At 69.1% G+C, this 13,541-nt stretch carries 7 protein-coding genes; 3 read left to right on the plus strand and 4 right to left on the minus strand.

Annotated elements, in window-relative coordinates:
- Positions 1–74: 74 nt before the first annotated feature.
- The 4 genes from rpmB to J2850_RS22160 all read right to left on the minus strand — a co-directional run bounded on the left by rpmB (position 75) and on the right by J2850_RS22160 (position 3,152).
- Positions 75–374, minus strand: coding sequence for a 50S ribosomal protein L28 (gene rpmB, locus J2850_RS22145; protein WP_209986404.1), 300 nt, complete (start codon positions 372–374; stop codon positions 75–77).
- 238 nt (positions 375–612) lie between these two features.
- Complete coding sequence (locus J2850_RS22150) at positions 613–1,359, minus strand: phasin family protein (RefSeq protein ID WP_209986406.1); 747 nt, start codon at positions 1,357–1,359, stop codon at positions 613–615.
- 201 nt (positions 1,360–1,560) lie between these two features.
- On the minus strand, positions 1,561–2,583 hold the full coding sequence (meaB, locus tag J2850_RS22155; protein ID WP_209986409.1) for a methylmalonyl Co-A mutase-associated GTPase MeaB: 1,023 nt from the start codon (positions 2,581–2,583) through the stop codon (positions 1,561–1,563).
- Positions 2,584–2,690: 107 nt separating this feature from the next.
- Positions 2,691–3,152 carry a PRC-barrel domain-containing protein gene (locus J2850_RS22160; protein WP_209986411.1) on the minus strand — a complete coding sequence of 154 codons (462 nt, stop codon included), beginning with the start codon at positions 3,150–3,152 and terminating at the stop codon, positions 2,691–2,693.
- A gap of 760 nt (positions 3,153–3,912) precedes the next feature.
- Between J2850_RS22160 and J2850_RS22165 the strand changes: the two genes are divergently transcribed.
- The 3 genes from J2850_RS22165 to ppdK all read left to right on the plus strand — a co-directional run bounded on the left by J2850_RS22165 (position 3,913) and on the right by ppdK (position 13,224).
- Positions 3,913–7,677: a vitamin B12-dependent ribonucleotide reductase gene (locus J2850_RS22165; protein WP_209986413.1), complete on the plus strand. Its 3,765-nt coding sequence runs from the start codon at positions 3,913–3,915 to the stop codon at positions 7,675–7,677.
- 252 nt (positions 7,678–7,929) lie between these two features.
- Positions 7,930–10,179 (plus strand): putative bifunctional diguanylate cyclase/phosphodiesterase, encoded by a 2,250-nt coding sequence (locus J2850_RS22170; RefSeq protein ID WP_209986416.1) that lies wholly within the window; start codon positions 7,930–7,932, stop codon positions 10,177–10,179.
- A gap of 351 nt (positions 10,180–10,530) precedes the next feature.
- Positions 10,531–13,224: a pyruvate, phosphate dikinase gene (ppdK, locus tag J2850_RS22175; protein WP_209986417.1), complete on the plus strand. Its 2,694-nt coding sequence runs from the start codon at positions 10,531–10,533 to the stop codon at positions 13,222–13,224.
- The last annotated feature ends 317 nt before the right edge of the window (positions 13,225–13,541 follow it).

The raw sequence follows: 13,541 nt of genomic DNA on the forward strand, positions 1-13,541 counted from the left end.
CTTATCTTCTCATCGGCGGAACGGCTGGCCGTCCCGCCTCAGCACACCAAACGCGCCCCAGATCGGGGAAGCGGTCAGGCTGCGGCCTGCTGCTTCTCCTGCGCCTTCGCAATGCGGCGCTTCAGGCGGCGGACCTCAAGGCTCAGCACCGCGTCCTTCGCATCGAGCAGGAAGGCGTCGAGGCCGCCCTTGTGCTCGATCGAACGGATGGCGTTGACCGAGAGGCGCAGACGCACCAACTGGCCCAGGGAGTCGCTCAGCAGCGAAGTCTCCTGCAGGTTCGGCTGGAAGCGGCGGCGATTCTTGTTGTTGGCGTGGCTGACGTTGTTGCCAAACTGCGTGCCCTTGCCGGTCACGGAGCACCGACGTGCCATCGGACTGATCCTTTATTTTAGCAAATGAAACCCGGTAACGGACGGCCTGCCGCCCGAAGGAGGCCGCTATATAGTCGAACAAAACCGTCGTCGTCAAGCCGGGATCCGCGAGGAAACCATCAAAAGCCCGAGTCGTCGCGGCGGGCCGCGAGTCGAAGCGCGGCGGCCTCTTCGAACTGGTGAAGAGACGCGCCTTGCCTTCGTCTTGTCCGGCCGCCGCTCAGTTCACGGAAGGGGGTCAGTTCAGGCTGGTGGGGGCCTTCGCCGGCTTGGCGCTGCGCCGCGGCGCCGGCTTGGCGTCGGCCTTGGCGGCCGGGACCTTGACGGCGGCCGCGAGCGCGGCGGGGATGGGCGCGGCGGCGGGGGAGGCGGCAGGGGCGATGGCGGCGGGAGCGGTGGCCTTCTCGGCCTCGATCGCCTCCACCAGCTTGCTCACCGGCACTTCGACCGGCTCGGCCGCAACGGCGGTGGCGACCGGAGCGATGTCGGCAACCGTCGCCGGCACCGCCGGTTCGGCGGCAGCGGCATTGACCATGGCATCGGCTGCCGGAGCTTCAGGGGCCTCGGCCTTCGGGGCAGCGGCTTGCGAAACGGCGGCTTGCGAAACGGGGGCTTCCGAAACAGGCGCGGCAGGCGGAACGGGCTTGGCCGGCAGCGGCAGCGCGGTGATCTCCGCGGCGATCTTGGCGGAGACGTCCAGGAAATCCTGCACGCCCTCGGTCACCCGCGCCTGGGTGGTGGAGAGCCAGTCGCGCTGCAGGGCCGCGAGGTCGGCGGCGTTGCGCGCCTTGCCCAGGCCGGCGGCGAGGCGGCTCGCGTCGTTCACCGAGGCGGTCACGCTCTCGAACCAGCGCCGGTAGCCGTCCTGCATCAGGCTGACGACGCGGGCGGACTTGGCCGTCGTGGTCTCGGTGTTGGTCTTGGCGAGCGAACCGGCCTGCGCGAACATGGAAAGGACGCTGGCGGGGGTCGGCTGAGCGGTCATGGCGTTGTCTCCCGTGGATCAAGGCGGTTGGCGGAAACGGAAAGGCCGCTCCGGCTTAACCCCAGGAGACTGCGGGCACCCCGGCCCAAGCGTCGTTACCGGCATCGGTTGCAAGACGCCCCTTTCCCGCCCGATTCAAAATATCCCCAATGGCCGGTGCGGCGCAACGGTTTTGTTGCGGTGCAGCATAAGCTGTTCGGATTATGCGCCGCCGCTGCCCCGGGCCGGCCCGAGAAAGCGCGCCAGCAGGGCGTGGGCGGCGACGGCCGGAAGGACGGTTCCGGCGGTCACCTCCGCCTCGAGTCGCGCCAGATCGGCGCGCACGGCCGGATGGGCACGGAACCGGTCGATCAGCGTCTCGCGGATCTCGCTCCACAGCCAGGCGCGCGCCTGCTCGGCCCGGCGGGCGTCGCGCTGGCCGTTGCCGGTGGTCAGGGCCCGGTGCTCGCCGATCGTCTGCCAGATGGCGTCGATGCCGGCCTTGCGCACCGCGGAGCAGCTCAGCACCGGGACGAGCCAGTCGCCATGGCGCAGCAGGGCCAGGGCATGGCGGTAATCGGCGACGGTGTGGCGGGCGGTGGCGGTCAGGTCGCCGTCGGCCTTGTTGACGACGACGAGGTCGGCCAACTCGACGATGCCCTTCTTGATGCCCTGCAGTTCGTCGCCGCCGGCCGGCAGCAGCAGCAGCATGAAGAGGTCGACCATGTCGGCGACCGCGGTCTCCGACTGGCCGACTCCGACCGTCTCCACCAGGATCACATCGAAGCCGGCGGCCTCGCAGACCAGCATCGCCTCGCGGGTGCGCCGCGCCACCCCGCCCAGCGTGGCGCCGGCGGGGGAGGGGCGGATGAAGGCGGCCGGGTCGCGCGACAGCTCGACCATACGGGTCTTGTCGCCGAGGATGGAGCCGCCGGTGCGCTGCGAGGAGGGATCGACCGCCAGCACCGCGACCTTGTGTCCCAGCCCGATGACGTGGAGCCCGAAGGCTTCGATGAAGGTCGACTTGCCCACCCCGGGAACGCCGGAGATGCCGAGGCGGACCGAGTCGCCGGTATGGGGCAGCAGGGCGGCCAGCAGCGCGTCGGCGACGGCGCGGTGGTCGGCGCGGGTCGATTCGATCAGCGTGATCGCCCGCGCCAGCGCCCGCCGGTCCCCGGACCGGACGGCATCGGCGAGTCGGGCGGCCTCGGGGGGAAGGCTGTCGGGAGTGGCGGTCTCGGTCATGGCCTCGGTCATCGCGGCGCGTGCGTGCAGGGTCGGCGGGACAGCCACCCTACCCGCGGACGCGCGGCCGATAAAGCGCCGGGCGGGCGCTGCGGCCGCCGCTGCCGCTAGCGCTGCGGTTCCGGGCTGCGGGTCTCCGGGCTGCGGGTCAGCGAGGTGATGCTGTCGTCATAGCGGAATTCCGGCATCTCGCGGACGCTGGCGGCCGTCACCTCGCGCAGGGTGATCGAGTCGCCGCCGGGGCGGATGTCGGCCAGCTTCAGGTCGGCGGCGATGTCCTTGCCGCCGAAACCGAACAGCCCGCCGGAGTGGATGACGATATATTGTGCCTGTCCCTTCTCGTCGAGGATGACGTCGGTGACGGTGCCGATTCGCTTGCCGTCGGCGCCGACGACACCGCGGTTCATCAACTGGTCGACGCTGGGACCGGTGCGGCGCTCCGTCGCCGCGCCGACGGTGGCGGTCCCGAGCGTCTGGGCGGCCGCATCGGCGGCGGTGCCCAGTCCGCCCCCCGCCCCGGCCCCCGCCAGCAGGGTCAGCGCGGGCAGCATGAACCACATCTTGTGCATGAGGCAGTCCTCCTCCTCGGCTCCGCCGACTCCAACCGGGGGCATCGGAAAAGATTGCGGCGGGCCGGTGGCAGGCCGGCGGTGGGGGACCCACGGGGGCGCCCGCCGGAGCGTCCGGACGCTCCGCCGGTCCCCTCGCGGAAACCGACTCGACGCGCGAAAACACGGCGGCGCCGAGTCGGTCCAGGATTGGCAACGAGTCGGCCCCGAGTCGCCGTCCATGCGAATCGGTGGTGTGTCCGGCCGGTCATAGGTAACAAGATATTGATTTTCGCCGTGAGGAAGCGCTGGCGAAACGGCGTGATTTGCGTTCTAATCATCGGGCGCCGCGGCCTGCCTTTTCCGGCCGCGCCTCGCCTCCTCCCCCGGTGTCCGGGGATGGTCCCGGGACCGCGTCCCGGATGCGCCGGGGACAGCCGCCAAAAAAAACGCTTGATGGCGGGAACAGGATCCCCGGTCGCGGGTTGAACAGCAAGATCCCAAGGTTTTGTGGAGTTCTCCGATGTCAACCACAATATATGGAAGACGGGGCTTGCCTGCCCCGGTCACGCTGGCTAGGATGCCCGCCTCGTGACCCGGCCGGCGAAACGGCGGCCCCGGTCCCGGCAAGGATAGCGGCGACGGCGCGCAGTCGGGCTTCGGCCCCTGCCGTACGGCGCCTTGTCCTTTGGCGGAACCAAGGGCGGTTCACCGGACAGGGTCGCACACCATTTCCATTCGAGCCCGCCGCGGCGGGCTCCAAGCAGGGGACAGTCTCATCATGCGGATCGAGCGTCGTTTCACGAACGAAGGTCAGGACGCCTACGCCAGCCTCGGCTTCCGCCAGGCGACCAGCGAGATCCGCAACCCGGACGGGACGATCGTCTTCCAGCAGACCGGCATCGAGGTGCCGGAGAACTTCTCGCAGGTCGCCAGCGACATCCTGGCCCAGAAGTATTTCCGCAAGGCCGGCGTCCCCGCCGCCCTGAAGGCGGTGGAGGAGAACACCGTCCCGTCCTGGCTGTGGCGCAAGGAAGCCGACCAGGAGAAGCTGGCGGCCCTGCCGAAGGAAAAGCGCTTCGTCGGTGAGCAGTCGGCCCGCCAGGTCTTCGACCGTCTGGCCGGCACCTGGACCTACTGGGGCTGGAAGGGCGGCTATTTCGACGGCGAGGCCGACGCCCGCGCCTTCTTCGACGAGATGCGCTTCATGCTGGCCGCCCAGATGGCGGCCCCGAACAGCCCGCAGTGGTTCAACACCGGCCTGCACTGGGCCTACGGCATCGACGGCCCGAGCCAGGGCCACTTCTACGTCGACTTCAAGACCGGCCTGCTGACCTCGTCCGCCTCGGCCTACGAGCACCCGCAGCCGCACGCCTGCTTCATCCAGTCGGTCGCCGACGACCTCGTCAACGAGGGCGGCATCATGGATCTGTGGGTGCGCGAGGCGCGCCTGTTCAAGTATGGCTCGGGCACCGGCTCCAACTTCTCCAAGCTGCGCGGCGAGGGCGAGCGCCTGGCCGGCGGCGGCAAGTCGTCGGGCCTGATGAGCTTCCTGAAGATCGGCGACCGCGCGGCCGGCGCCATCAAGTCGGGCGGCACCACCCGGCGCGCCGCCAAGATGGTCACGGTGGACATGGACCATCCGGACATCGAGGCCTACATCGACTGGAAGGTGAACGAGGAGCAGAAGGTCGCCGCCCTGGTGACCGGCTCCAAGATCTGCCAGAAGCACCTGACGGCGGTGATGGCCGCCGCCCAGTCGGGCCTCGACCCGAAGGAGAACAAGGAGCTCAAGAAGGCGATCCTCGCAGCCCGCAAGGACCAGGTGTCGGAGAACTACATCCAGCGCGTGATCCAGTTCGCCGGCCAGGGCTTCACCTCGATCGAGTTCAAGACCTACAACACCGACTGGGATTCGGAAGCCTACCTGACCGTCTCGGGCCAGAACTCCAACAACTCCGTGCGCATCTCCAACGAGTTCGTGCAGGCGGTGCTGGACGATTCCGACTGGAACCTGGTCGGCCGCACCAACAACAAGGTGGTGAAGACCGTCCGCGCCCGCGACCTGTGGGACAAGGTCGGCTATGCCGCCTGGGCCTGCGCCGATCCGGGCGTGCAGTTCGACAGCACCATCAACGAGTGGCACACCTGCCCGGCCTCGGGGCGCATCAACGCCTCGAACCCGTGCTCGGAGTACATGTTCCTCGACGATACCGCCTGCAACTTGGCGTCGCTGAACCTGATGTCGTTCCGTCTGAAGGACGGTTCCTTCGACGTCGAGGCGTTCGAGCACGCCTGCCGGCTGTGGACCATCGTGCTGGAAATCTCGGTGCTGATGGCGCAGTTCCCGTCGAAGGAAATCGCCCAGCTCTCCTACGAGTTCCGCACGCTCGGCCTCGGCTTCGCCAACCTCGGCGGCCTGCTGATGGCGTCGGGCCTGTCCTACGACAGTGACGAGGGCCGCGCCTACTGCGCCGGCATCTCCGCCGTGATGACCGGCGTCGCCTACGCCACCTCGGCCGAGATGGCGCAGGAGCTGGGCGCCTTCCCGGCCTTCGACGCCAACCGCGACCACATGCTGCGGGTCATCCGCAACCACCGCCGCGCCGCCAACGGCGAGATGAACGGCTATGAGGGGCTGGCGGTCGAGCCGGTGCCCTTCGTCGCCGACCTCTGCCCCGACCAGGATCTGGCGCTGGCCGCCGTCCGCGTGTGGGACGAGGCGCTGGAACTGGGTGAGGCCCACGGCTATCGCAACGCCCAGGCCACCGTGGTCGCCCCGACCGGCACCATCGGCTTGGTGATGGACTGCGACACCACCGGCATCGAGCCCGACTTCGCCCTGGTGAAGTTCAAGAAGCTGGCCGGCGGCGGCTACTTCAAGATCGTCAACCGGCTGGTGCCGGAGGCGCTGAAGACGCTCGGCTACACCCCGGACCAGATCGAGCAGATCGCCCTCTACGCGGTCGGCCACGGCACGCTGAAGAACGCGCCGGGCGTCAACCACGAGGCGCTGAAGGCCAAGGGCTTCACCGACGAGCTGCTGGAGCGGCTGGAGGGCAACCTCGCCACCGCCTTCGACATCAAGTTCGTCTTCAACCGCTGGACCGTCGGCGCCGACTTCTGCACCCAGACGCTGGGCATCCCGGCCGAGACGCTGGACGCCCCCGGCTTCGACCTGCTGAGCCACGTCGGCTTCACCAAGGCGCAGATCGAGCAGGCCAACACCTTCTGCTGCGGCGCGATGACGCTGGAAGGCGCTCCCTTCCTCCGCGAAGAGCACCTGCCGGTGTTCGACTGCGCCAACCCCTGCGGCCGCATCGGCAAGCGCTTCCTGTCGTGGGAATCGCACATCACGATGATGGCGGCATCGCAGCCCTTCATCTCCGGCGCGATCTCCAAGACCATCAACATGCCGAACACGGCGACGGTCGAGGAGTGCAAGGACGCCTACCTGATGTCCTGGCGCCTGGGCCTGAAGGCGAACGCGCTGTACCGCGACGGCTCCAAGCTGAGCCAGCCGCTGCAGGCCGCCCTGCTCGACGACGAGGAGGACGGCGAGGCGGTCGAGGCGGTGATCGAGGCGCCGGCCGCCGCCCGCGCCCAGATGATCACCGAGCGGATCGTCGAGAAGGTGATCGAGCGGGTGGTGGAGCGGAAGAGCTCCTCGCGCGAGCGCCTGCCGCACCGCCGCAAGGGTTACACCCAGAAGGCCAATGTCGGCGGCCACAAGGTCTACCTGCGCACCGGCGAGTATGAGGACGGCCGTCTCGGCGAGATCTTCATCGACATGCACAAGGAGGGTGCTGCCTTCCGGTCGCTGATGAACAACTTCGCCATCGCGGTGTCGATCGGCCTGCAGTACGGCGTGCCGCTTGAGGAGTTCGTGGAGGCCTTCACCTTCACCCGCTTCGAGCCGTCGGGCATGGTGACCGGCAACGACACCATCAAGATGGCGACCTCGGTCATCGACTACATCTTCCGCGAGATCGCCATCTCCTACCTGAACCGCACCGATCTGGCGCACGCCACGCCGGAGGATCTGGTTCCCTTCACGGTGGGCAGCGGCGACAAGCAGGGCGACCTGCCGGAGAGCCCGGTGCAGCCGGCCGACATCGTCCGCCGCATCGCCTCGACCGGCTATGTCCGCAACAACCTGCGCGTCCTGCATGGCGGCCAGACCGGCGGCCAGATGGGTGGCCAGGTCCAGCGCGCCAGCGCCGCGGCGGCCTTCGCCGCCACCGGCACCGAGACCGCGGCGGTCAGCGCCAGCGTCTCAGTCGGCACCCAGGGCGCGGCGCAGGCGGCACTGGGCGCCAGCCCGGCGGTCGGCGCCGCCACCGCCAAGGGCCATGTCGCGGCGACCGCCGCCACCGGCACCGCCTATGGCGGCAGCACCAGCGACCAGCGCTTCGACCGCATCCGCGAGGCGCGGGCCCGCGGCTACGAGGGCGACCCCTGCGGCGAGTGCGGGAACATGACCCTGGTGCGCAACGGCACCTGCCTGAAGTGCGATAGCTGCGGCTCGACCACCGGTTGTAGCTGAAGTCACGGGCAGCGGTGCCGGACGGCACCGCATGGTGATCCGGAATGAAGGGGAGAGAGCGGGAGGCCGCTCTCTCCCCTTTTTTTCATGACGTTTTTCTTGAAGTTCATGGCGTGACTCCTTCTTGGGCCGCTGCAACGTCCTCTGCGGCATGCGAGGAGCCTTGACCGCCTCGCGTGTATTCATGTTAGCTCTTTCCCCAGGTCGTGCCGAACCGGCGCGCCGCCTGCTCATGTCGGGAGAAGAGCGTTCATGGATTCGGCCGGGGCTGCGCTGGACGACCATCTGCCGTCCGACCGCCTGCTGCGGGCGACCGCCGCGCAATGGAACGCCGCGCTGGTCTGGGCGTCCGCCAGCGGCGCCATCGTCGGCGCCAACCCCGGCTTCGCCCGGCTGGCCGGCCAGCCGCTCGACGCGCTGGTCGGCCGCCCGCTGCCGGCCCTTCTCGATTTCGGCGGGCGCGTCTGGAGCGCGGTGTGGCAGGCGGCCTGCGACGGCCGCCAGTTGCCCGGCACCGGCTCGCTGTGCGTGCCGCGGGCCGATCCGGTGCCGGTCGGCCTTCACTGGCAGAGCCTGACAGACGGCGGCGAGCGGCTGCTGATGTGCGAGATGCGCGGCTTCGACGAGCGCGAGCACGCCGGGGCGGTGGCCCGCCTGCAGCAGGACGTGCTGGAACTGGTGGCGACCGGCCGCTCGCTGAAGCTGGTGCTGGACTTCCTCTGCCGCCAGGTGGAGGCCAGCGCGCCAGACGTCATCTGCTCGGTGATGCTGCTGGACGGCAGCCGGCACCTGCGCGTCGCCGCCGCCCCGTCGCTGTCGGCTGGCTACTGCGCCGAGATCGACGGCATGGAGGTCGGGCCGGACAACGGGTGCTGCGGCGCCGCCGTGTGGCGCGGGGAGCCGGTCGTCTGCACCGACATCGCCAGCGATCCGCGCTGGACCGCCGACGGGCGGTGCCACCGGGCGCTCGCCAACGGGATCGCCGCCTGCTGGTCCAACCCGATCAAGGGCCGCAACGCCCAGGTGCTGGGCACCTTCGCCCTGTTCTACCGCGAGCCGCGCGGGTCCGCCGCCTTCCACCGGCGGCTGGTCGACGCCTGCGTCCATCTGTGCGCGCTGGCGATCGAGCATGACCGGGCGCGGGCCGAGATCAACCGCCTCGCCTTTTTCGACACGCTGACCGGGCTGCCCAACCGCCAGCTCCTGGCCGACCGCGCCACCGCGGCGCTGGCGCTGGCCGGGCGCACGCGCCAGCCGGTGGCGCTGATGTTCCTCGACATCGACCGCTTCAAGACGGTCAACGACTCGCTCGGCCATGCGGTCGGCGACCGCCTGCTGACCGAGGTCGCGGAGCGGCTGGGGCGGCTGGTCCTGGACGGCGACACGCTGGCCAGGCTCGGCGGCGACGAGTTCGTGCTGCTGCTGCCGGGCTGCGAGGCCGCCCAGGCGGCGCTGCTGGCCGAGCGCATCCTGGCCGCCCTGTCGGCACCGCTGACCGTCGCCGACCTGGTGCTGACCCCGACCGCCAGCATCGGCATCGCCGTGCATCCGGACGATGGGCTGGACTTCGACACGCTGATGCGCCAGGCCGACGCCGCCATGTACCGGGCCAAGGAGGCCGGCCGCAACCGCTGCCACTTCTTCCGCCAGGACATCAACGACCAGGCGGTCCGCCGGCTGGAGATGGAAGCGGCGCTGCGCGAGGCGCTGGTGCTGCAGGAAAGCGGCGGCGGCGCCCCGTTCGAGCTGCACTACCAGCCGCAGGTCAGCCTCGACCCGCGCCGCCTGTACCGGGTGGAGGCGCTGGTCCGCTGGACCCACCCGCGCTGGGGGGCGGTGTCGCCGGCGGAGTTCGTGCCGCTGGCCGAGGAATGCGGCCTGATCGACCGGCTGGATTCCTGGGTGCTGGAGACGGCGGTGGCGCAGCTCGCCCGCTGGCGCGAGGCGGGGGTGCCGGTGCCGGGGGTGGCGGTCAACGTCTCGGCCGCCCGCTTCGCCCGCGGCGACCTGCCCGACCATGTCCGCGCCGTCCTGGCGACCAACGGCATCCCCGCCAACGACCTGACGCTGGAGATCACCGAGCGTCTGATGATGAGCGAGGAGATCGACGTCCATGACGGCCTGGACGCCCTGCACGCCCTGGGCGTGACGCTGTCGATCGACGATTTCGGCACCGGCTATTCCAGCCTGGGCTACCTGAAGCGCTTCCCGGTGACCGAACTGAAGATCGACCGCAGCTTCGTCAAGGAGCTCGACATCGACGCCGCCAACCGGCCGCTGGTGCGGGCGATCATCCAGATCGGCGAGGCGCTGGGCCTGACCGTGGTGGCCGAGGGGGTGGAGCGCGAGACGCAGCACCGCATGCTGGAGGCGGAGGGTTGCGCCGTCGGCCAGGGGTACCGCTTCGCCCGGCCGATGGCGGCGGGTGCGCTGGCCGACTGGCTGCAGGGCGAGGGCAGGCACTGGACCGGGCACCAGCCGGGCGCCTGCATCAGCATCTGAAACATTTGCCGAGGAAACCGTCACGTTTTCCTTTGAACGGCGGGGTACTTCGGCTGAACTCCGCCGATGGAACCGGCGATTATGCGGTTCCGCCAGAGTAATGGCGAACAGTGCAATCCGATATAGTCGCAACGCACCTTTGCCGGGGAAACGCGGATCATCCCGTTCTAGGCCACGCGACCGTCTTGTATCCCAACGTTTGGGGCGATAGAAGGTCCACTCAGCGGCATGTGCGGTCAAGCAAACTGACCACGGTGTTTCGCTGAGCGGGGGTCCGCCCGGTGGAACGTCCATGGAGCACAAGGGGAGCACCCGCATGCCGGACGACCATGGGGCGAGAGGAAATCCGCAATGGCGAGCCACGGTGAATCCAAGTGGGTCTACAGCTTCGGGGCCGGTGCCACCGAAGGACGGGCCGATATGAAGAACCTGCTGGGCGGCAAGGGCGCCAACCTGGCCGAGATGGCCAATCTTGGCCTGCCCGTTCCGCCGGGCTTCACGATCACCACCGAGCTGTGCACCTATTTCTACGCCAACGGCCGTTCCTATCCGCCGGAACTGACGGCGCAGGTGAACGCCGCCATCACGCGGCTGGAGCAGGCGATGGACGCCAGGTTCGGCGACCCGGCCAACCCGCTGCTGGTGTCGGTGCGCTCCGGCGCCCGCGCCTCGATGCCGGGCATGATGGACACCGTCCTCAACCTGGGCCTGAACGACGTGACCGCCGCCGGCCTCGCCAAGCGGTCGGGCGACGCCCGCTTCGCCTACGACAGCTACCGCCGCTTCATCCAGATGTATTCCAACGTCGTGCTCGACGTTGAGCATCACCATTTCGAGGACATCCTCGACGGCCACAAGCGCGACAAGTCCTACAACCTCGACACCGACCTGTCGGCCGAGGACTGGCAGGCCGTGATCGAGGACTACAAGGCGGCGGTCGAGCGCGAGCTGGGCAAGCCCTTCCCGCAGGATGTCCAGGAGCAGCTTTGGGGCGCCATCGGCGCCGTCTTCGGCTCGTGGATGAACGCCCGCGCCATCACCTACCGCAAGCTGCACGACATCCCGGCCGACTGGGGCACCGCGGTCAACGTGCAGTGCATGGTCTTCGGCAACATGGGCAACGACTGCGCCACCGGCGTGGCCTTCACCCGCAACCCGTCGACCGGCGAGAACGCCTTCTACGGCGAGTATCTGGTCAACGCCCAGGGCGAGGACGTGGTCGCCGGCATCCGCACGCCGCAGCACCTGACCGTCGCCGGCAAGCTCGCCAACAAGTCCGACCTCCCCGCCATGGAGGAGGTGATGCCGGAAGTGTTCAACCAGTTGAACGAGGTCCGCCTCAAGCTGGAGAACCATTACCGGGACATGCAGGACATCGAGTTCACGGTGCAGCAGAACAAGCTGTTCATGCTGCAGACCCGCAACGGCAAGCGCACCGCCCCGGCGGCGCTGAAGATCGCGGTCGATCTGGCCAACGAGGGCGTCATCGACCGTGACGAGGCGGTGCGCCGCATCGACCCGGCCTCGCTCGACCAGCTCCTCCACCCGACGCTCGACCCCAAGGCCGATCGCAAGGTGATCGCCAAGGGCCTGCCGGCCTCGCCGGGTGCGGCGTCGGGCAAGGTGGTCTTCACCGCCGACGAGGCCGAGCAGATGGCCGGCAAAGGCGAGGCGGTGATCCTCTGCCGCATCGAGACCTCGCCCGAGGACATCCACGGCATGCACGCCGCCCGCGGCATCCTGACCAGCCGCGGCGGCATGACCAGCCACGCCGCCGTGGTGGCGCGCGGCATGGGCCGCGCCTGCGTCTCGGGCGCCGGCGACCTGCGCATCGACTACAAGACCAGGCAGATGTCGGTCCGCGGCGTCGCCGTCAAGGAAGGCGACATCGTCACCATCGACGGCTCGACCGGCGAGGTGATGCTGGGCGAGGTGCCGACCATCCAGCCGGAACTGTCGGGCGACTTCGCCACCCTGATGGGCTGGGCCGACGGCATCCGCCGGATGAAGATCCGCGCCAACGCCGAGACCCCGCTGGACGCCCGCACCGCGCGGAAGTTCGGCGCCGAGGGCATCGGCCTGTCGCGCACCGAGCACATGTTCTTCGACCCGGAGCGCATCCTGGCCGTCCGCGAGATGATCCTGGCGGAGGACGAGGCCGGCCGCCGCAAGGCGCTCGCCAAGCTGGAGCCCTTCCAGAAGAAGGACTTCGTCGAGCTGTTCACGATCATGGCCGGCCTGCCGGTGACGATCCGCCTGCTCGACCCGCCGCTGCACGAGTTCCTGCCCAACACCGAAGAGGACATGGCGGAGGTCGCCCAGGCCACCGGCACCGATCCGCTGCGGGTGCGCCACCGCACGATCCAGCTTCATGAAGCGAACCCGATGCTGGGCCATCGCGGCTGCCGTCTCGGCATCTCGTACCCCGAGATCTACGAGATGCAGGCCCGCGCCATCTTCGCCGCCGCCGCCGAGGTCGCCAAGACCACCGGCGAGGCCGTCATTCCGGAAGTGATGATCCCGCTGATCATCACGAAGAAGGAGTTCGACATCCTCAAGGCGGTGATCGACCGCGCCGCCGAGCAGGTGAAGGCCGAGACCGGCGTGACGGTGGAATACCTGACCGGCACGATGATCGAGATCCCGCGCGCCGCCCTGAAGGCCGGCGAGATCGCCGAGTCGGCCGAGTTCTTCAGCTACGGCACCAACGACCTGACCCAGACCACGCTGGGCCTGTCGCGCGACGATGCCGGCAGCTTCCTGCCGGAGTACCAGCGCCAGGGCATCCTGGAGCAGGACCCGTTCCAGTCGCTGGACGTCACCGGCGTCGGCGAACTGGTGGAGATCGCCACCGAGCGCGGCCGCAAGGTCCGTCCGGACATCAAGCTTGGCATCTGCGGCGAGCATGGCGGCGACCCGGCCTCGATCACCTTCTGCGAGAAGGTCGGGCTGACCTACGTCTCCTGCTCGCCCTACCGCGTGCCGATCGCCCGCCTCGCCGCCGCCCAGGCCGCGCTGAACAGCGACACGGTCAAGCGCGACTGAGCCGGTTCCGGTAGCTGAAACGACTTCGGCCCTCTTCCCGCAAGGGAAGGGGGCCGTTTCGTTTTGGGGGCGGAGGTGGGTGGGTGGAACATCGTGGAACAGATTTCGGCGGAGTGTTCACTGTTCCATCGGGGGCGCCCAACAGGGGCGGTGGTGGGCGGATGGAACGTTTGGAACAGGTTGGAACGGTTTTCCGGGGTGGACCGCCCCCCGAAGCTGAGGCGACTGATAAAACGTTCCGGATTGGTCAGGCCACCAGGGCCGGGCGGCCGCCCGGCCCTGGTGGCGGGAATTTTTCTTCGAACTCGGCCGGTGGA

The sequence above is a fragment of the Azospirillum picis genome, assembly GCF_017876115.1.
Classification (GTDB): Bacteria; Pseudomonadota; Alphaproteobacteria; order Azospirillales; family Azospirillaceae; genus Azospirillum; species Azospirillum picis.